We start from the raw sequence: 19722 nt of genomic DNA on the forward strand, positions 1-19722 counted from the left end.
GCAAAATCATGCGGGAAATCCAGTTGAAGGACGCCAAGGCGACGTTGTCGGCGGTCGTGGATCAGGCGGTGCGCGGGAATCCGGCGGTCATCACCCGGCATGGACGGCGGCAGGCGGTGGTTTTGTCCTATGAGGAATATGAGAAGCTGTCGCATGTGCCGAGTTTCGGGCAGCTGCTGGCTGCCTTTCCGGGCGAGGAGCGCGATATTCCTGCCCGGGCCGGCAAGCCGCCGCGCGCCGTCGATCTCTGATGTATCTGGTCGATACCAATGTCATCTCTGCGCTCGCACCATCGAAGCGGGGCGGGGAGGGGGCGCTGGTCGATTGGCTGGACAAGGCGAGCCCTCTGCTCTTCCTCTCCGTCGTGACCGCGGCGGAGGTCGCCTCCGGCATCACCAAGGCCGAGCGCGAGGGCGCCACCAGCAAGGCGCGGGCGCTCGGCGACTGGTGGCAGGCGATCGAATATCTCTATGCGGAAAAGCTGCTGGCCTTCGACCTCCCCTGCGCGCGCGCTGCCGGCCGCATGCTCGACCAGGCCCGCGCCCATGATCCGGGTTTCGAGGACATCGCCATCGCCGCCACCGCGGAGGTGCACGGCCTCACCGTGCTGACGCGTAACATCCGCCATTTCGAGCCGCTCGGCGTGCCGGTGCTCGACCCGTTCAAGGCGCTGCCGCCGCTGCCGTGAACAAGGCAGCCTATGGGGTAGGACGATGCCACATCCCCTTCTCCCCTTGGGGGAGAAGGTGCCGGTAGGCGCATGAGGGGGACGTCGCGGACGCTGAAGATCGCATGGCCCCTCTGCGCCACCCCCTCATCCGACCCTTCGGGCCACCTTCTCCCCGAGGGGAGAAGGGGAAGGCGGCACGGTCCTGCCCCTGAAGATCAGAGCCCCGCGGCCTTGGTGAGGTTGATGCGGAAGCGGTCGCGGCGGCGTTGGTAGCGGCGGGTCATTTCCGCGGTGGTGTGGCCGAGCTGTTTCTGGACGTGGCGCTCGTCGACCTCGGCGGAGGAAGCGAGGCCGGCGCGAAGCGAATGGCCGGCGAATTTTCGGGCGCGCTCGGCCTCCGACAGATCGCCGCCGACGCCGGCGGCGACGGCGGTCTTCTTGACGAGGCGGGCGACCTCCTGGTCGTTCAGCCGGTCCGGGCCGACCTCCTTGCCCTGGCCGGTCACCCGGCGGAAGAGGGGGCCTTTGGCGATGCGGGCGAAACGGATCCAGGTTTCAAGCGCCGCGATCGGGCAGGTGGCATCCGACGAGCCGCGGCCGATCTCCACCTCGCGCCAGCCGGTTTTGCCGCGCAAGCACACCAGCAGGCCCTTATCGAAAAACTCGATCCAGCCACGGCCGTCCTCCGTCTGGTCGCGGGCGAGGTCCAGCCCGGTGATCTCGGAACGGCGCAGGCCGCCGGCAAAGCCGATCAGCAGCATGGCCCGGTCGCGCATGCCGCGCAGCGTGCCGCGCTCCAGCGTCTCCAGCATGGCGATCAGGTCTTCCGGCAGGATCGCCTCCTTCTGGCGGGGCGGGGCGGCATGTTTGTTGCGGATGCCGGCGAGCACGGTGGCGATGGCGCGGTCCTTGCGGTCGAGTCTTTCGCCGCCGCGCTGGGCATAGTTCCAGGAGAGCGAGGAGAGGCGGCGCTCGATGGTCGAGACCGTGTTGGCCTTCATGCCGCGCGCCGCCGTGCCGGAGGCACAGGCGGTGATGTAGAGGCCGACGATGTGCGGATCCGGCGGCAGCACCGACAGGTTCTGGCGCCGGCACCAGGCGGAAAAATGCTTCCAGTCCGAGGCATAGGCCTTGCGCGTGTTGGCGGAGCTCGCCGCCTCGACATAGGAGCGCGCGCGATCGGTGAGATCCTGCAAATGACCGGGCAGGGCAGGGGCCTCCGCGACCACAGGCGCCTGCGGCGAAACATCCTCGGGGACATCAGCTTCGGCAGCGAGATTTTCGGTGTTTTGCGCGATGATTCGGGGCATTCTTTCTATAAAGCCCATGGCGAGCGATAAATCAACGTTATCCGTCATTATGCCCCCGTGCCCTAGCGTGCGGTTTTGCCGGAAAAGAGTGGCGCGCCTCGCACGGCGGCTGTAACATCACCCGCATGGATTCGCCCGCTGCCAAACCCGCCCCGGCCCTGCTGCCGCTTGCTCCCCTGCCCGCCTGGGCTCTGCCGCGCGGGCGCGAGCCGGGCGAGATCGACGCGGCCTTCTCGGCCGGCATCGCCCTGAAAGCGCTGGACGACCTCGTGCGGGCGGAGCCCGTGTGGCTCGGCTGCTGGCGTTCGCGCCAGGCGCTGGCCTGCGCGGCGGCGGCGGTTCGGCTGATGGGCCGCAACGAGGAAGAGGCGGCGCTGCGCGACGCGGTGCTGCTGACCGCGGCAGGGGACGATGCGGGGCCGGCGGGCAAGGTGCTGCTCGCCTTCAAGCGGATTTCGTCGCGCAAGGCGGCTTTTTCGTCGAAGGCGATCGCCGAACTGGCCGATCTTCTCGGCCTCGCCTGGGACGAGCAGCTTGCCGCGACCGTCGACCATGTGGATACGGCGCTCCAGTCGACCCGCCCGGCGCCCTTCGCGGCCGCGGACCTCGTCTCGGCGATCCATGCCGGGCGTCCGGATGCCGAGCCACTGGCCTGGATGCTGGCCGATGCCGTCATCGCCGAAACGCTGAAATGGCCGCGCACCCTGCCGCTGCTGATGGCGGAGCGCTACGGCCCGGCCTTCAAGACGCTCGGGGGCAGGGGGCGCGTGCGGCCGGGCGAGCCCGCCTTCCCGCGCGCCGTCTGCCTGGCGCTGGTGGAGGGGGCGAGCGGGGCATTGCGCGCGGCAAACGACATTGCGCGCCGCGCCGACCGGCTGGTCGAAGTCGCCCCGAAGGTGCGCACCAAGGGCGGCGGTGCGGTGATCCGAAAGCTTTTGGAGGAGGACGCCGTGGCGGCCTCGGCGCCGGGCATGAACCTGTCGCGCTGGGCGAGCACCCGGCTGTTCGAACGGCTGGAGAGCTTTGGCGCGGTGCGTGAATTGTCGGGGCGCTCGTCGTTCCGCATTTTCGGGTTGTGACCATGGCCGGACGACTGAAAGCGAGTGCGGCGAGCGAGCAGCTGTTCGACCGGGAGCTGGAGGATCTGCCGGCGCCGATGCGCTGGCGGGAATGGATGCTGCGCATCGAGGCGGTGATCTTCGCCTCGGAAGAGCCCGTCGGCCGCGAAACGCTGGCCCGCGTGGTGGGCAAGGATTGCAGCATCGACCTGCTGATCGACGACCTCAAGGAAGACCTCGGCGACCGGCCCTACGAGATCGTCGCGGTGGCGGGTGGCTGGCAGCATCGAACGCGCACGCGCTACGCGGGGACCATCCGGGCCTCTGCCGCAACCACCCGCTCGATGATGCCGAGCCTGTCGCAGTTCGAGGCGATGGTGCTGATGGCGATCGGCTATTACCAGCCCATCACGCGCAGCGAGCTGTCGAAGATTTTCGGCAAGGACGTGTCGCGCGATACGATCGCGTCGCTTCGGGGGGCGGGCTTCATCGCCTCCGGGCCGCGCAGCCCCTCGCCGGGCGCGCCCTATACCTATGTGACGACGCGGCAGTTCCTCGCCGCCTTCGGCCTCAAGACGCTGCGCGACCTTCCGGACATCGAGGCGCTGGAGGATGCCGGGCTGCTCAGCCGGCAGGAAATGGCGGCGGACGTGCCGCTCGGGACCGCCGACGACAATCCCGACGACGAATAGGACCAACCGACATTCAGCCCATGCCGGCTTCTTACTTGCCGGTCATCTGTACGAGCTGGATCAGGTTGCCGCAGGTGTCGTCGAAGATCGCCATCAGCACTGGTCCGGCGTCCATCGGTTCCTGGGTGAAGCGCACGCCGCGGTCGCGCAGCTTTTCATATTCGGCATGGAGGTCGTCGACCTGGAAGGAGACGGCGGGGATGCCGTCTTCGACGAGCGCGGTCTTGAAGGGTTTTGCGGCGGGGTGCTCGCTCGGCTCCAGCAGCAGCTCGGTGCCGGCGGGGTCTTCCGGCGAGACGACGGTGAGCCAGCGGTATTCGCCGACGGGCACGTCGTTCTTGATCTGGAAGCCGAGCATGTTCGTGTAGAAATCGAGCGCCTTCGCCTGGTCGTCGACCAGCACGCTCATCACGTAGATCCGCATGGTTCATTCCTCCTGAAGGTGTTGTTGCAGCCAGTCCTGCGTCGCCCCGCGCAAGGGGGCGAGGTCGAGCGCGTGGATCTTCGTTCTGCCCGACCAGGACACGCGGACGAGGCCGGCCGCCTCCAGCATGTCGAGATGCTGGCTCATCGCCTGGCGCGACAGCGTCTTGCCGTCCACGGCGAAGGCGCCGGCGCAGATCTGGAACAGCGACTGGTCCGGCCGGGCGCGCAACTGGTCGATGATCCGCCGGCGGGTCGGGTCGGCCAGCGCCTTGAAAATTCGGTCCATCTGCTCGGGTTCCATGCGGATTAATATGCAATGATTTTATTGCATGTCAACCGGCCCGGCGTTTTGACTGTTCGGTCAATCTTCTGGCCGGATTTTTTCCGTTTCGTATAGCGTTTTGCCCGGATCTTCGGCCGCGGAAGTCCGGCGTTCCTGGCAATTTTCCATCCTGACGTTGCGGAGGGGCTTGTGGTAAAATGGCCTGAGGTCAGCGTTTTTACCCAGCCAATGACTGTGGAAGCAGAAACTTTATGACCGAACAGTCATTTTCTGTTGACCGATCGCGCATCTCGTGTTTATTTATGCATACGAATGCAAAACGAGGGAAGATGATGAACGAGCAGTCGGGAAAGGTCGTCGGCAAGCAGGCCCCGGCCAACGAGGAGGCGCCTCCCGCCAAGGGGCGCACGGAGGCCAAGCAGGGCCGGTCGCGGTTCCGGCCGCTGTCGCCCGAGCATATGCCGCGCGATTATGCGATCTCGCTCGACGCCTACCGGCGCGGCGGCACGGATGCCTTCATCGGGCGTTCGCCGGACCATCTGGTCAAGCAGCGGCTCACCGGCTTCGAGCCGCAATATGTCAATATCATCGACTATATCATCCGCATCACGCACCAGATCTGGGAAGAAAAGGACATCGGCTATATCTACGATACCTATAGCCATGACTGTCTGGTGTGGGACGATCTCGCCCTTCAGGTGGGCCGCGACAAGATCGTCGCCGATACGACCTCGCTGAACAATGCCTTTCCCGATATCCGCATCGTGGCGGAAGACGTGGTCTGGGCCGGCGACGACGCGATCGGCTTTCATACCTCGCACCGCTCGCAGATCATCGGCACCAATACCGGCTTCAGCCGCTACGGCGCGCCGACCGGGCGCCGCGTGCAGTTCCTCTGCATGGCGAATTGTGTGGCCCGCGACAACGAGATCTTCTACGAGCACGTCGTCTACGACACGGCGGAGGTGGTCAAGCAGCTCGGCTTCGACGTGGTCGAGACGGCCAAGCGCGCGGCCTCGTCCGGCGTGACGGCCGGCCTGCCGCGCGATTTCCTCGGCGGCGAGCCGAAGCGCACGGTGGGGCAGGGCAAGCCGGAAAAGGTGGCGGTGCCGACAGAGATCCGCGACAACCCGGAAGAGTTCGTGCGCGCTGCGCTGCACACGATGTGGAACCGGCGCAATCTCGGCGCGCTCGACCAGGTCTATCATCCCGGCATCGTCTCGCAGCAGACCGGCAGCCGCATCTTCCGCGGGACGGGGCAGTTGCGCTCCTTCATGCTGTCGCAGCTCGCCATGTTCCCGGACGTGCTCTATTCGGTGGACGACCTCTACTGGATGGGCAATGCGCAGGAAGGCTTCGTCGTCGCCACCCGCTGGTCGATGACCGGCACCCATCGCGGGCTTGGCCGCTACGGCGAGCCGACGGGCCGCGAGGTCAATATCTGGGGCATCACGCACTGGCTGATCGAGGGCAACCGCGTCACCAAGGAGTGGACCACCTTCAACGAATTCGGCGTGCTCATCCAGGTCCTGCGCTAGTCGCGGGACCCTTACTCCAAGAATTTTGCATACGCTTGCGAAATTGCTTGCATACGTATGCACATTGCCTATCATGACGACATGAAGCGCCGGAAAAAGGCGCGGGAGCAATGCGGCGTCCGCCTCCAGGCGAGGCGCGCCGCCAACAAAGAAAGTGGGAACATGAGAAAATCGACACTCTTCGCATCGACCGCTGCCCTCCTCGTTGCAGGCCTGGTGGCGGCTCAGCCCGCCAAGGCCGACTGTGGCATCGAGAAGGGCTCCGTGCGCATCCTTTCCAACGATTTCGAGGCGTTGCGCCTCGTCGGCGCGGAGGCGGAAAAATGCGCTTCCGCGACGGTCAAGGTCAGCATGAACCAGACGACCGAGCACAAGAACCTCCAGGTGCCGGCGCTGAAGATCAACCCGGCCGAATATACCGTCGCCGTCATCGCCAACAATTCCATCGTGCCGCTCCTCAACGAAGGGCTCTTGCGGCCGCTCGACGATCTCGTCGCGAAGTACGGCCAGGACCTCCAGCCGACGCAGTTGATCAAGCTCGACGGCAAGGTGATGGCGATCGCCTTCATGGGCAATTCGCAGCACCTGTTCTTCCGCAAGGACATCCTGGAAAAGGCCGGCCTCCAGCCGCCGAAATCCTATGAGGACGTGCTGGCGGCCGCCAAGGTCATCAAGGAAAAGGGCCTGATGGACTATCCGCTCGCCGCCTCCGACAAGGCCGGCTGGGACCTCGCGGCGGAATTCGTCAACATGTATCTGGGTTACGGCGGCGAGCTTTTCGCGCCGGGTTCGGCGGCGGCCATCAACAACGAGAAGGGCCTCGCCACGCTCGCCACCATGAAGGCGATGACCGAATATATGAACCCCGACTACATGACCTACAATGCCGACGAGATCATCAAGGTCTATGTCGCCGGCAAGGCCGCCATCGTCAACGGCTGGGGGTCGCTGGCAAGCGGCGTGATCGACCCGGCCAAGACGCCGGCCGAGATCGCCAACAACACGGTGCTGGCGGCGGCCCCCACGGTCGGCGGCGGCTCGACGCCGGCGGGCGCGCTCTGGTGGGACGGCTTCTCGATTGCCAAGAACATTTCCGACGAGGATGCGGAAGCCTCCTTCCGCGCCATGGTCTATGCCATCCGGCCGGAGGTGGGGCAGCAGAACCCGAACCTCGCGACGTGGCTCACCAAGGACTACAAGCCCGGCCCCGTCGCGGTCGGCGTGCTGGAAACCGCAACCGGCGGCGCGAAGCCCTATCCGATGATGCCCTATATGGGCCTCCTGCATTCCGCGCTCGGCTCGGAACTGGCGGAGTTCATGCAGGGGCGCGAAAGTGCCGAAGAGGCGCTGAAGGATGTCGAGGCCTCCTATAGTGCGGCCGCCCGCGAGGGTGGCTTCCTGAAGTGAGGCCCGGCGGGAGCGGTGGCCCCTCCGGCGCTCCCGCGGGTCTTGCCGCCGATACGTCCCGCGCCCCGCGGGATCCATGCAACACGGAACTTTGAGCAAGGAGAAGGCGCATGCCGCACAGGGCTTTTTTTGCCTTCATCATGCCGTCGCTCGTGGCGATGCTGCTCTTCATCGCCTTGCCGATCATCTCGGTCGCGGTGCAGTCGTTTTATGTCCAGCACGAGCGGGTCGTGACCGAGGTGGAGACCTGCACGCCCTTTGCCGGGTGCACCAAGGAGACGCGCGTCGACGCGGAGGCGACCGAGAAGCTGCGCAACGAGGAACCGCTCGGCCGCTTCAACGGCTTCGGCACCTATCTCGACCGCAACCACCTGGCCGTCAGCGAAATCGGCGCGATCCTGTCCGACAATGCCGGTTTCAAGGATGCCGCCGCGCGCATCTACAACCTGCCCTTCTACCGCGCACTTGCCTTCACGCTCACCTACACGTTCGTGGTGACGCCGTTTGCCATGCTGCTCGGCTTCTGCATTGCGCTCGGCGTCGATGCCATTCCGCCTTTCTACAAGGGGCCGGTCATCTTCTTCTCGCTTTTGCCGATGATCGTCACGCCGCTGGTGGGCGCGCTCATTGTCTACTGGATGGCGTCCTCGCAGGGCATTCTCGGTGCGACACTGCAAACGCTGCTCAACGATCCGACGCTGTCGCTGAAATCCTCGGCGGCGATGACCTGGATCACGCTGCTCGTCTACGGCATCTGGCACAATGCGCCCTTCTCCTTCGTCGTCTTCTATGCCGGCCTGCAGACGGTGCCGCACGACACGCTGGAATCCGCGATGATCGACGGTGCCAACCGCTGGGAGCGCATCCGCTTCGTGGTGATCCCGCATCTCATGCCGCTCGCCACCTTCGTCGGGCTGGTGCAGCTCATGGACAATTTCCGCGTCTTCGAACCGATCGTCGGCTTCAGCGCGGAAGCCAATGCCACCTCGCTCTCCTGGTCGATCTTCAACGACCTGCGCGGCCAGGTCGACCAGCTCTTCGGCTCGGCGGCGGCCACTTCGATGCTGACCATCGTCGGCGTGATCATTCTTCTTTCGCCGGTGCTGGTGCGCACCTGGCGAGACTTCAACCGTCGATGAGGGCGCCGCGATGATTGCGACAAAACGCAGACTGCCCCTGCCGCTGGCAGCGCTTTCCACGGGCTTCGTGCTCCTCTGGGTGTTCATGGCGGCCTTCCCCTTCATCTGGACGGTCTGGGGATCGTTCAAGGTCGAGCAGGATTTCTTCTCGCGCGATAGCTGGTGGTTTGCCATCGAGGGCACACGCACCATCGCGCAGACCGGCTCGGCCTTCACCGGCGACGGCTATTACGGCGCCTGGGTGCTGCGCGATTTCTTCTCCTCGGTGATCAACACGGTGATCGTCACCGTCTCGGTGGTCGTCGTGTCGCTGACCTTCGGCACGCTCGGCGGTTACGCGCTGGCGCGCTCCGGCTACCGCTATACATTCTGGCTGCTGATGCTGGCGCTGGTGTTTCGCGCCATGCCGCATATCACGCTGGTCTCGGGCTACCTGCTGCCGTTCTTCGAGATGAACATCTGGGGCTACATGCCGACGGCCATCATCGTGCTCGTCGCCATCAACCAGCCGTTCACCCTGTGGATGCTGCACTCGTTCTTCCTGTCGATCCCCAAGGACCTCGACGAGAGCGCGATGGTCGACGGCTGCTCGCGTTTCCAGGCTTTCCGCCTGGTGGTCATTCCGGTCATGTGGCCGGGCGTCATCACCACGGGCCTGTTCTCGTTCCTGCTCGCCTATAACGACTTCGCCGTGACCGCGATGCTGCTCTCCCAGCCCAACCAGACCATGGTGCCGAAGATCGCGAGCTTCCTCGGCACGATCCAGCAGGAGGGCAACGTCATGTTCGCCGTCGCCGCCGTGGTCTCCGCGACCGCGCCGCTCTTCGTGCTGGTCCTGTTCTTCCAACGTCAGATCGTCAGCGGCCTTACCGCCGGCGCCGTGAAGGGATAATCGCAAATGGCCGAAATCCGCCTCAAGAACGTATCGAAGCGTTGGCACAATTTCGTGGGCGTCGACAATTTCAACCTCGATATCGGCGACCAGGAATTCCTCGTGCTGCTCGGCCCCTCCGGCTGCGGCAAGACGACGACCATGCGCATGATCGCAGGGCTGGAAGACATCAACGAGGGCGAGATCTGGCTCGGCGACCGCATGGTCAACAAGCTGGAGCCGAAGGACCGCGACATCTCCATGGTGTTCCAGAGCTACGGCCTCTACCCCAACATGACCGTGTACGAGAACATCCGCTTTCCGCTGCGTGTGCGAAAGGTGCCGAAGGAGCTGCATCACGAGAAGGTCATGCAGGCCGCGCGCATGGTGGAGCTCGTCGACTTCCTGGAACGCCGGCCGGCGGCCCTGTCGGGGGGCCAGCGCCAGCGCGTGGCGCTCGGCCGCGCCATCGTGCGCCAGCCGGCGGCCTTCTTGATGGACGAGCCGCTCTCCAACCTCGATGCGAAGCTGCGCGTCTCCACCCGCGCCCAGATCAAGAATCTCCACCACACGCTGAAGGTCACGACCATCTACGTCACCCATGACCAGATCGAGGCGATGACGCTCGCCGACCGGGTGGTGGTGATGAACAAGGGCCTCGTCCAGCAGGTCGGCACGCCGACGGAAATCTACGACAACCCCGCCAACACCTTCGTCGCGTCCTTCATCGGCTCGCCCGCCATGAACCTCGTGTCCGGCGATATCGAGAACGGCACGTTTCGCGGTCCCGGCATCACCATCGGCGGCCTCCAGACCAATGTGAAGGGTCCGGTGACGCTCGGCTTTCGCGCCGAGGATGCGACGCTCGTCTCCGAAGGCGGCGAGCTCGGCGCCGACGTCTACTCGATGGAGCTGCTCGGCGAGGCGACCATGGCGAGCTTCCGCATCGGCGACCAGCTCGTTTCCATCAAGTCCGGCAAGGAATACCGCGCCGCCATCGGCGATCTCCTGCATGCCGCCATCCCCGCCGCGATCTGTCACCTCTTCGACAGCAAGACCGGTGTGCGGATCGCGCGGCCCCAGAGCAACTAAGGGAAGACTTTCATGACCGTTACCTATCTCAAACGCGGCAAGCCCGAGGCACAACGCTCCGAGGACGACGCCAAGGTCCGCGCCGTGGTCGAGGCGACGCTGAAGGATATCGAGACGCGGGGCGATGCGGCCGTGCGCGATCTTTCGGAAAAGTTCGACAAGTTCTCGCCGCCGTCCTTCCGGCTGAGCCCCTCCGAGATCGAGGCCGCCATTTCCAAGGTCTCGGCGCGCGACATGGCCGATATCGATTTCGCGCAGATGCAGATCCGCCGCTTCGCCGAGGCGCAGCGCGCTTCGATGACCGACATCGAGGTGGAGACCATGCCCGGCGTCGTGCTCGGTCACCGCAACATTCCCGTGCAGTCCGTCGGCTGCTACGTGCCGGGCGGCAAGTTCCCGATGGTGGCCTCGGCCCATATGTCGGTGCTGACGGCGTCCGTCGCCGGCGTGCCGCGCATCGTGGCATCGGCCCCGCCGCAGAAGGGCGAGCCCCATCCGGCGATCGTCGCCGCCATGCACAAGGCGGGCGCGCATGAAATCTACGTGCTCGGCGGCATGCAGGCCGTCGGCGCCATGGCGCTCGGCACCGAGACGATCAAGCCGGTCGACATGCTGGTCGGCCCCGGCAATGCCTTCGTCGCCGAGGCCAAGCGCCAGCTCTACGGCCGCGTCGGCATCGACCTCTTCGCCGGTCCGACCGAGACCATGGTGATCGCCGACGAGACGGTGGACGCGGAAATGTGCGCCACGGACCTGATCGGCCAGGCCGAACACGGCTACAATTCGCCCTCCGTCCTGCTGACCAATTCGGACAAGCTGGCGCGGCAGACGCTGGAGGAGATCGACCGCATTCTCTCGATCATCCCGACCACGGAAACCGCCACCGCCTCCTGGCGCGACTATGGCGAGGTCATCGTCTGCGACACCTATGAGGAGATGCTGGCGGTCGCCAACGACATCGCCTCCGAGCACGTTCAGGTGATGACCGACCGCGACGACTGGTTCCTGGAGAACATGCATTCCTACGGCGCGCTGTTCCTCGGCCCCCGCACCAATGTCGCCAATGGCGACAAGGTGATCGGTACCAATCACACGCTGCCGACCAAGAAGGCCGGTCGCTACACCGGCGGTCTCTGGGTCGGCAAATTCCTGAAGACCCATTCCTACCAGCGCGTGACGACCGACGCAGCCGCCGCCGAAGTCGGCGCCTATTGCTCGCGGCTGTGCCTCTTGGAAGGCTTCGTCGGCCATGCCGAACAGGCGAATGTGCGCGTGCGCCGTTATGGCGGGCGCAACATTCCTTACGGGGAGGCTGCCGCCTGATGGAGATCCCGCGCACGCCCTCCTTCCGCCTCGACGGCAAACGCGCGCTGGTCGCCGGTGCGTCCTCCGGCATCGGTTTCGGCTGCGCGGTGGCCCTGGCGGAGGCGGGCGCGCATGTGGTGCTGTCGGCGCGCTCGGCGGAAAAGCTCGGCGAGGCGGTGGAGGCGATCCGCGCCGAGGGCTTTTCGGCCGAAGCGCTGGTGCTGGATGTCGCCGATGTCGAGGCCACCGAGGCGGCAATTGCCGCGCACGGGCCGTTCCATGTGCTGGTCAACAGCGCCGGCATCGCCCGCCATGGCCCGGCGGTGGCGACGAGCCCCGCGGATTTCGACGCCGTCTTCGATCTCAACGTGCGCGGCGCCTATTTCCTCACCCGCGCGGTGGCGAAGGGGCTGATTGCGGCAGGCGCGCCCGGCTCGCTGATCAACGTCTCCTCGCAGATGGCCCATGTCGGCGGCATCGACCGGGCGGTCTACGCCGCCACCAAACACGCCGTCGAGGGCTTCACCAAGTCCATGGCGATCGAATGGGGGCCGCACAACATTCGCGTCAACACGATCTGCCCGACCTTCATCCGCACGCCGCTCACCGAGCAGACCTTCGCCAATCCCGAGCGGGTGCAGTGGATAACGCAGAAAATCAAGCTCGGGCGCATCGGTCGCGTGGAAGACATTATGGCCGCCGTCACCTATCTTGCCGGCGATGCCGCGGCGATGGTGACGGGAACGGCGCTGATGGTTGATGGGGGTTGGACAGCGGACTGATGGCAAACGACAAGGTCACGTCGAACGATGTTGCGCGGCTTGCGGGTGTGAGCCAGTCGGCGGTCTCGCGGTATTTCACGCCGGGAACCTCGGTGTCGAAGAAGACGGCGGAGAAGATCCGGGCGGCGGCGGAAGAACTCGGCTACCGGCCGAACGTGCTTGCCCGCTCGCTGATCACCGGCCGCAGCCGCATCATCGGCCTCGTCGTCGCCTATCTGGAAAACTACTTCTACCCGGAGGTGGTGGAGCGCCTGTCGAAGGCGCTTCAGGACCAGGGCTACCATGTGCTGGTCTTCATCTCCTCGATCGCCTCGGAAAATGTCGACCAGATCACCCAGGAGATCCTGGACTACCAGGTGGACGGCATCGTGCTGGCGTCCGCCAACATGTCCTCCGAGCTTGCCGCCCGCTGCCATGCGTCCGGCGTGCCGATCGTGCTGTTCAACCGCCTGCAGGACGATGTGCGGCTTTCCGCCGTCACCTCCGACAACCGCGGCGGCGGCCGGGCGCTGGCGGACCTGCTCGTCTCGCTCGGCCACACCCGCTGCGGCTATATTGCCGGCTTCGAGGGCGCCTCGACGCAGCGCGACCGCGAGCAGGGTTTTTGCGAGGGACTGGAGGCGGCCGGGCTGACGCTCTTTGCCCGCGGGGTCGGCAATTTCCGCTATGACGAGGCGCAGGCGGCCGCACGGCGCATGTTCGCCGGACCCGACCGGCCGGACGCCGTCTTCGTCTGCAACGACCACATGGCCTTCGCCGTGATGGACGTGCTGCGCTTCGAGCTCGGGCTCGCCATTCCCGCCGACGTCTCGGTCGTCGGCTTCGACGACGTGCCGCCGGCGCGCTGGCCGGCCTATAACCTGACGACCATCCGCCAGAATGTCGACGACATGGTCGCCGAGACGGTGGCGACGCTGATGCAGAGCATCAAGGAAGGCGAGGGCGCCGCGCGCCGCGTCATCCTCGACGGCACCCTCGTGCAACGCGGCTCGACCGCCCAGAAGACTCCGAAATACGAGACACGCTAGCCAGCCGCCCCCCGACAGGGGGACGGGCAAACCTTGTCCGCAACCCATTTTGCATACGTATGAAAGGCTGAAACATGCAGATCTCCCAGACGGAAATGGAAAAACGCATCGTCCGCTACGGCGAATTGAAGCCCTGCCGCACCGCCTTCATCGACGCCCATACGCCGGGCTCGAACAGCAAGGAAAATTTTACGATCATCGGCGGCGGCGTCTCGGAAAGCCCGGACCAGCATGTCCATATCAAGGACACGCCCGGCTTCAACATCGGCGCGGCCGGCCAGCCGCCGAAATGCCGCAACTCGCTGCATTCGCACCGCACGGCTGAAGTGTTCTTCGTGCTGAAGGGCCGGTGGCGCTTCTTCTGGGGCCGCTACGGTTCGGCCGGCGAGGTGGTGCTGGAAGAGGGCGACATCTTCAACATCCCGACCGGCATCTTCCGCGGCTTCGAGAATATCGGCACGGATTACGGGATGATCATGGCGATCCTCGGCGGCGACGATGCCGGCGGCGGCGTCATCTGGGCGCCGCAGGTCATCGAAGACGCCCGCGAACACGGCCTGGTGCTCGGCGAGAACGGCAAGCTCTATGACAGCAAGAAGGGCCAGGCGCTGCCGGATGGCATCAAGCCGATGCCGCTCCTCACCGACGAGGAGCTGAAGGCCTTCCCGGAAACGCCGGTGACGGACGTGGTGCGCGACTATGTCGCCCGCTACTGGGACCTGATGGCGCTGGCGCAGAAGGCGCCGGCCCGGGTGATCGGCAAAAACGCCCTGCTGCGCGACAAGCCGGGCTTCGACGTCGAGCTTCTGACCCGCGGGTCCATTCCGGAGGACGCCTATACCAACGAGCGCCACGAGGTGCTGATGGTGATGCGCGGCCATTGGAAACTCGGCTGGGAGGGGGGCGAGGCGGTGCTGGCACCGGGCGATACCTGCGCGGTCCCCCCCGGCCTCAAGCACAGCCTCGTTCCGTCGATGACCGGCGAAGCCAGCCTCTACCGCGTCGTCTCGACGGGCGACAAGGCGGGGCTCACCTGGCGCGGGTGATCTGAGGCAATTCCGGTGAACTCTGGCTCACCGGAATTGCTTTCGTTTCTCGTTTTTGACGCCGACACCGAAGCGATGCCGCTTCGGCTGGACATGCTCTGGAAAAGGGCGGGGCGAGCGCATCGCCCACCCCCTCATCCCGGCGCAACACGTTGCGCCTTAACCCTTCGTTTCCCCTTCTCCCCCACGGGGAGAAGGTGCCGGCAGGCGGATGAGGGGGCTTTCTCAACGGGGCGGCAAATTCTGCCGCCTCTTCCCCGCAACACGTTTTGGAGGACATCCCTTGGACGACGCACTTCTCGCCCTGCTGCGCACGGTCGACACGCCCACCGTCTGCAACGCGATCGAGGTGGCGCAGGGCAAGCGCGGCTTCGACGCCTTTACCCGCGGCACGCTGATCAGCTCGGCGCCCTCGGCCCCGGCGATCGTCGGCTACGCCCGCACGGCAAAGATCGCCGCAGCCTCCCCCTCGACCGAGGACCCCGCCGTCATCCGCACGCGGCGCATGGATTATTACCGCCACATGGCGAGCGGCCCGGCGCCCTCGCTCGTCGTCATCGAGGACACGGATTTCCCCGATTGCGTCGGCGCCTTCTGGGGCGAGATCAACGCGACGGTGCATCGCGGCCTCGGCCTTTCCGGCGTGCTGACCAATGGCGTGATGCGCGATCTCGGCGACGTGCCGGACGACTTTCCCATGCTCGCCGGCTCGCTCGGCCCGAGCCATGCCTTCGTGCATGTCGAGGCGATCGGCGTGCCCGTCACCGTCTTCGGCCTCACCGTCAATCCCGGCGACCTCGTGCATGCCGACCGCCACGGCGCCGTCGTCGTGCCGCCGGAGGTCATCCCCATACTCGCCGCCTCGATCGAGAAATTGCAGGCCACCGAACGGCTGATCCTCGAACCCGCTCGACAGCCCGGCTTCGATCTCGCAAAGTTCGAAGCCGCATGGGCCACATTCGAGGCCGCTAGGACCTGACGGAGCACGCCATGGCCCAACCCGAAACCGCCCGCCCGACGCTGGCCATCCTCCGCAAACAGGCCCGCGCCAACGGCATCGCCATCGCCCCCGAGCGCGAGAAATTCGTGCTGGCCGGCGCGCAGCATCTGCACGAGGCGGCGCAGCGGCTGGACGATATCGCCGCGGACGAAGCGCCGCGATGACGGCCGCCGACCTGAGCATCCCCGAGGCCGCCGCGCGCCTTCGCGACGGACGCCTGACCTCCGTGGCGCTGACCGAGGCGCATCTCGACCGCATCGCGGAACGCGACGGGGCCTACCATGCCTTCCTGCATGTCGCCGCCGAAAATGCGCTCGCCGCGGCCGCCGAGGCCGACGCGGCGTTTTCCCGCGGTGAAGATCTTGGGCCGTTGCAGGGCATACCGGTCGCGATCAAGGACCTGTTCGATACGGCGGACATGCCGACGACCTATGGCTCGGATCTGCATGCCGGACGCGTGCCGACCGGCGATGCCGAGGTGGTTCGCCGGCTAAGGACCGCCGGGGCGGTGCTGCTCGGCAAGCTCGAAACCTACGAGTTCGCCATGGTCGGCCCGGTCTTCGACCGCGCCTTTCCGCCGGCCGCCAATCCCTGGGATGTCAATCGCGCCACCGGCGGCTCGTCCTCCGGTTCGGCCGCGGCGGTCGCCGGCGGGCTGGTGCGCACCACGATCGGCTCGGATACCGGCGGCTCGGTGCGCAGCCCCGCCGCCTATTGCGGCGCCGTCGGCTTCAAGCCGACTTATGGCCGCATCCCCACCCGCGGCGCCTTTCCGCTGTCGCCAAGCCTCGATCATGTCGGCCTCGTCAGCGCCTCCGTCGCGGAAGCGGCGATCACGTTCGATGCAATTGCGGACGGCGCATCCGCTACCGCGCGCCTCGGCATGCCGCTCGCGGGCCTCACCATCGGCTACGCCCGCGACTGGTTTGCCGGCGATGCGGAAACCCTGCCGGCGCTGCTCGACGCCATCGATGGTGCGGCCTCCCTGCTATCGCTGCTTGGTGCCCGGATCGAGGAAGTGACGCTGCCGGATGCGGCGGATTTCGAGGCGGTCGGCGCGGTCATCATCCATGCCGAAGCCTTCGAGATCCACCGCCGGCAACTCGCCGCCTCCGGCGCGCGCTACAGCCGCAAGGTCTTCCAGAACATCGCCTCCGGCCTGTGCCTCACCTCGGACGATCTCGCCCGCGCCCGCCACGCCGCCGTCCGCCTGCGCACCCGGCTCGACCGCACCGTCTTCTCCCGCGTCGACGCCATCCTGACGGCGACGACGCTGACGCCGGCGATCCCCTTTACCGACTTCGCCGGCGAGGCGGCGCGGTGGACGCCGATGCGCACCATCGCCTTCAACGTCACCGGCCACCCGGCGCTATCGGTGCCCTGCGGTTTTGCAGACGGCCTGCCGCTCGGCCTCCAGCTCGTCGGCAAGGCGGGAGACGAGGCGACCTTGTGCCAGATCGGCCATGCCTACGAGATGGCCAGCGATTTTTCGGCATCGAAGCCGCCGCGGCCCTGACGGCTGGTTGCAGCCGCGTGGATCCTCGGGTCGAGCCCGAGGATGACGGAGGGTGGGGTGGCGTTGCGGTAGTCTGGCGGCTGTCACGGTCACGCGTTCAAGCAGTTTGAACCGTCGAGAAAAACCCCCTCATCCGCCTGCCGGCACCTTCTCCCCGTGGGGGAGAAGGGGAGGATCGCCGGCCTCTGATTTTCCCTTCTCCCCCACGGGGAGAAGGTGGCCCGAAGGGTCGGATGAGGGGGTGCGGCCACCGTGCCGTCTGGGACGGTGGAGCAGAGAAGATTCAGGCCTTCTGCAACCGATCAAGCCTGAGCTGTGCCGCGCGGCGGTGGCCTTCGAGGCTTTCGCTGGCGCTCTGGCGGGCGGCGGGTGGGGCGACGGCGGCGACGCCGCGTTCGTCGAGCCATTGGTGGGTGGCGATCTTGACATAGGCGCCGACCCAGAGGCCGCCAGTGTAGCGGCCGGCGCCCATGGTCGGCAGCGTATGGTTGGTGCCGCAGCACTTGTCGGAATAGACGACGCTGGCGAGTTCGCCGATGAAGAGGGAGCCGTAGTTGCGCAGCTTCTTCGCCGTCGCCTGCGGGTCCAACGTGTGGACTTGCAGATGTTCGGCGGCGATGTGGTCGGAATAGGCGATCATGGCCGCCTCGTCGTCACAAACGACGATCTCGCCATAGTCGCGCCAGGCCTGGCCGGCGACGGGGGCGGTCGAGAGATCCAACAGCTGGCGCTCGACCTCCTTCAATGTCGCCTCGGCGAGCGCGCGGTCGGTGGTGATGAGGCCGACGCGGGTGCGTATGTCGTGCTCGGCCTGGGCGAGCAGGTCGGTGGCGATCATCACGGCGTCGCCGGTCTTGTCGGCGACGATGAAGATTTCCGAGGGGCCGGCGAGCTGGTCGATGCCGACGGGGCCGAAGACCTGGCGCTTGGCCTCGTTGACGAAGGCATTGCCGGGGCCGACGATCTTGTGCACGGCCGGCACGGTCTCGGTGCCATAAGCCATGGCGGCGATCGCCTGGGCGCCGCCGATGCGGAAGATGCGGTCGGCACCCGAGAGGTGGCAGCCGGCGATCATGGCGCGGTGGGCATTCGGCGGCAGGCAGGCGATCACCTCGTCGCAGCCCGCGACCTTTGCCGGCACGATGGTCATGATCGGCGCGGAGAGCAGGGGATAACGCCCGCCCGGCACGTAGCAGCCGACGCGCTCGATGGGGATGACGCGGTGGCCGAGATGCAGGCCGGGGCGAAGCTCGATTTCGAGGGGCAGGATGGTGGCGAGCTGCGCCTCGGCGAATTTGCGCACATTGCCGATGGCGAATTCCGTGTCGGCGCGGGTCTGCGGGTCGAGTTCCGCGAGTGCGGCTTCCCGCTCCTCCGGCGTCACCTCGAAGGCGGCAAGCTCGGCCTTGTCGAATTTCACGGAGTAGTCGCGCACGGCGGCGTCGCCCCGCTCGCGCACATCGGCGATGATCTGCGCCACCAAAGTTTCGACCGAGGCGTTGTCGCCGATCGAGTCGCGTTCGGGTGCCTTCACGTATTGCACGCCCTTCATCGGCGTATCCTTGCTGGTCATGGCCTGTCTCTCCACTGAGCCTGATGGTGCGCGGGCACGGCTTTCCCGTCGGCGAAACCTTTGCGGTTCGGCCTGGAAACTGTGTCCCGGGCGTTCGAAATGATCGAGCACAAATCCTATTGCATACGTATTCAAAATCTGCCAGTCTTTTTTCCAACAGGCCGTCACAAACTCGTTTCGCGCTCCATTTGGGGCGGGCAAGGAGGGTGATGGCGATGCTCCGGATACCCTGACAATGACCGCCGTTCCGACCACCAACGACCCGCGCCCACCGCTCCTGTTCCTGCCGGGCACCGCCTGTGATGCCAGGGTGTTCGCGCCGCTGATCGACAGGCTCGGCGATTATCCGGTGCTGATCGGCGACATGGGCGGGGCGACAACCATGGCTGATCTCGCCGAGGCGATCCTTGCCGCCGCACCACCGTTTTTCCTGCTTGCCGGCTTTTCGCTCGGCGGCATCTGCGCGCTGGAAATGGTCGCGCGACGGCCGCAGCGCATCGGCGGGCTCGCCCTGATCGATGCGACGGCGCGGCCCGATCCGCCGGCGAACGCGGCGGTACGGCGCAAGGCCGTTTTGGATGCGCGGGAAAAGGGCATGGACGGCTTCATCCTCGATGCCTGGCCGCGGCTGGTGGCGGCGGGCAATGTCGACAATGCCGGCCTCCGCGACACGATCGTCGCCATGGCGCGCGACTGCGGGCCGGACCGGCTGTCGGAGCAGGCGGAGGTGGCGATCCATCGCGCAGACAGCCGGCCGCGGCTGGGCGCCATCGCGCAGCCCACGCTGGTGCTGGCCGGCGCCGAGGAGCAGGTTTGTCCGCTGGAAGCGCAACACGAGATTGCGGCCGGCATTGCGGGCGCGCAACTTCATCTCATCGCGGATGCGGGACATTTCGCGCCGCTGGAAAACCCTGAAGCCATGGCGCTCCATCTGCGGCGCTGGCTGAACACTCTATCGTAACCCCGACAGGATCGAATGGAAGGAC

At 66.2% G+C, this 19722-nt stretch carries 21 protein-coding genes; 17 read left to right on the forward strand and 4 right to left on the reverse strand.

The window, feature by feature from the left end; all coding sequences use genetic code 11:
* Positions 1-8: 8 nt before the first annotated feature.
* Entirely contained in the window at positions 9-251 is a 243-nt protein-coding gene (locus J2Y63_RS23520; RefSeq protein ID WP_435268053.1) for a type II toxin-antitoxin system Phd/YefM family antitoxin, read from the forward strand.
* Entirely contained in the window at positions 251-688 is a 438-nt protein-coding gene (locus J2Y63_RS23525) for a type II toxin-antitoxin system VapC family toxin (RefSeq protein ID WP_435268054.1), read from the forward strand. Before J2Y63_RS23520 ends, J2Y63_RS23525 begins: the two co-directional genes overlap by 1 nt.
* Before the next feature lie 197 nt (positions 689-885).
* Here J2Y63_RS23525 and J2Y63_RS23530 read toward each other — a convergent pair whose 3' ends face one another.
* Complete coding sequence (locus J2Y63_RS23530; RefSeq protein WP_435268055.1) at positions 886-1980, reverse strand: tyrosine-type recombinase/integrase; 1095 nt, start codon at positions 1978-1980, stop codon at positions 886-888.
* 125 nt (positions 1981-2105) lie between these two features.
* Here J2Y63_RS23530 and J2Y63_RS23535 point away from each other — a divergent pair, with 125 nt between their 5' ends.
* Together J2Y63_RS23535 and scpB are read left to right on the forward strand one after the other, a co-directional pair.
* Complete coding sequence (locus J2Y63_RS23535) at positions 2106-3059, forward strand: DUF1403 family protein (RefSeq protein WP_435268056.1); 954 nt, start codon at positions 2106-2108, stop codon at positions 3057-3059.
* 2 nt (positions 3060-3061) lie between these two features.
* Complete coding sequence (gene scpB / locus J2Y63_RS23540) at positions 3062-3730, forward strand: SMC-Scp complex subunit ScpB (RefSeq protein ID WP_435268057.1); 669 nt, start codon at positions 3062-3064, stop codon at positions 3728-3730.
* A gap of 31 nt (positions 3731-3761) precedes the next feature.
* On the opposite strand, the gene J2Y63_RS23545 is transcribed toward scpB, so the two are convergent.
* Together J2Y63_RS23545 and J2Y63_RS23550 are read right to left on the reverse strand one after the other, a co-directional pair.
* The gene (locus J2Y63_RS23545; protein ID WP_435268058.1) at positions 3762-4154 is read right to left on the reverse strand and encodes a VOC family protein; all 393 of its coding nucleotides are present in this window, start codon (positions 4152-4154) and stop codon (positions 3762-3764) included.
* 3 nt (positions 4155-4157) lie between these two features.
* Positions 4158-4442 carry an ArsR/SmtB family transcription factor gene (locus J2Y63_RS23550; protein ID WP_435268059.1) on the reverse strand — a complete coding sequence of 95 codons (285 nt, stop codon included), beginning with the start codon at positions 4440-4442 and terminating at the stop codon, positions 4158-4160.
* A gap of 329 nt (positions 4443-4771) precedes the next feature.
* Here J2Y63_RS23550 and J2Y63_RS23555 point away from each other — a divergent pair, with 329 nt between their 5' ends.
* From J2Y63_RS23555 to J2Y63_RS23610, 12 genes are all read left to right on the forward strand, one after another.
* A complete protein-coding gene (locus tag J2Y63_RS23555) occupies positions 4772-5977 on the forward strand; it encodes an ester cyclase (protein WP_435268060.1) in 1206 nt (401 codons plus the stop codon).
* Between the two features lie 162 nt (positions 5978-6139).
* Positions 6140-7384, forward strand: coding sequence for an ABC transporter substrate-binding protein (locus J2Y63_RS23560; protein ID WP_435268061.1), 1245 nt, complete (start codon positions 6140-6142; stop codon positions 7382-7384).
* 110 nt (positions 7385-7494) lie between these two features.
* On the forward strand, positions 7495-8523 hold the full coding sequence (locus tag J2Y63_RS23565) for a carbohydrate ABC transporter permease (RefSeq protein WP_256120344.1): 1029 nt from the start codon (positions 7495-7497) through the stop codon (positions 8521-8523).
* A 10-nt stretch (positions 8524-8533) separates the two neighbouring features.
* Positions 8534-9415, forward strand: coding sequence for a carbohydrate ABC transporter permease (locus tag J2Y63_RS23570; RefSeq protein ID WP_435268062.1), 882 nt, complete (start codon positions 8534-8536; stop codon positions 9413-9415).
* 6 nt (positions 9416-9421) lie between these two features.
* Positions 9422-10486 (forward strand): ABC transporter ATP-binding protein, encoded by a 1065-nt coding sequence (locus tag J2Y63_RS23575; RefSeq protein ID WP_435268063.1) that lies wholly within the window; start codon positions 9422-9424, stop codon positions 10484-10486.
* 12 nt (positions 10487-10498) lie between these two features.
* On the forward strand, positions 10499-11809 hold the full coding sequence (hisD, locus tag J2Y63_RS23580; protein ID WP_435268064.1) for a histidinol dehydrogenase: 1311 nt from the start codon (positions 10499-10501) through the stop codon (positions 11807-11809).
* Positions 11809-12573, forward strand: a complete 765-nt coding sequence (locus J2Y63_RS23585; protein WP_435268065.1) for an SDR family NAD(P)-dependent oxidoreductase — start codon at positions 11809-11811, stop codon at positions 12571-12573. The genes hisD (J2Y63_RS23580) and J2Y63_RS23585 overlap by 1 nt, the downstream gene beginning before the upstream one ends.
* Positions 12573-13601: a LacI family DNA-binding transcriptional regulator gene (locus tag J2Y63_RS23590; RefSeq protein WP_435268066.1), complete on the forward strand. Its 1029-nt coding sequence runs from the start codon at positions 12573-12575 to the stop codon at positions 13599-13601. The genes J2Y63_RS23585 and J2Y63_RS23590 overlap by 1 nt, the downstream gene beginning before the upstream one ends.
* Positions 13602-13675: 74 nt before the next feature.
* Positions 13676-14647 (forward strand): cupin domain-containing protein, encoded by a 972-nt coding sequence (locus J2Y63_RS23595; protein WP_435268067.1) that lies wholly within the window; start codon positions 13676-13678, stop codon positions 14645-14647.
* A gap of 283 nt (positions 14648-14930) precedes the next feature.
* Positions 14931-15626: an RraA family protein gene (locus tag J2Y63_RS23600; RefSeq protein WP_435268068.1), complete on the forward strand. Its 696-nt coding sequence runs from the start codon at positions 14931-14933 to the stop codon at positions 15624-15626.
* Between the two features lie 11 nt (positions 15627-15637).
* Positions 15638-15811, forward strand: a complete 174-nt coding sequence (locus tag J2Y63_RS23605) for a hypothetical protein (protein WP_435268069.1) — start codon at positions 15638-15640, stop codon at positions 15809-15811.
* The gene (locus J2Y63_RS23610; RefSeq protein ID WP_435268070.1) at positions 15808-17163 is read left to right on the forward strand and encodes an amidase; all 1356 of its coding nucleotides are present in this window, start codon (positions 15808-15810) and stop codon (positions 17161-17163) included. Before J2Y63_RS23605 ends, J2Y63_RS23610 begins: the two co-directional genes overlap by 4 nt.
* Before the next feature lie 283 nt (positions 17164-17446).
* Here J2Y63_RS23610 and hisD (J2Y63_RS23615) read toward each other — a convergent pair whose 3' ends face one another.
* Complete coding sequence (gene hisD / locus J2Y63_RS23615) at positions 17447-18736, reverse strand: histidinol dehydrogenase (protein ID WP_435268071.1); 1290 nt, start codon at positions 18734-18736, stop codon at positions 17447-17449.
* Between the two features lie 235 nt (positions 18737-18971).
* Between hisD (J2Y63_RS23615) and J2Y63_RS23620 the strand changes: the two genes are divergently transcribed.
* The gene (locus tag J2Y63_RS23620; RefSeq protein WP_435268072.1) at positions 18972-19697 is read left to right on the forward strand and encodes an alpha/beta fold hydrolase; all 726 of its coding nucleotides are present in this window, start codon (positions 18972-18974) and stop codon (positions 19695-19697) included.
* Positions 19698-19722 lie beyond the last annotated feature (25 nt).

The sequence above is a fragment of the Shinella sp. BE166 genome (genome assembly GCF_051201095.1).
Classification (GTDB): Bacteria; Pseudomonadota; Alphaproteobacteria; order Rhizobiales; family Rhizobiaceae; genus Shinella; species Shinella lacus.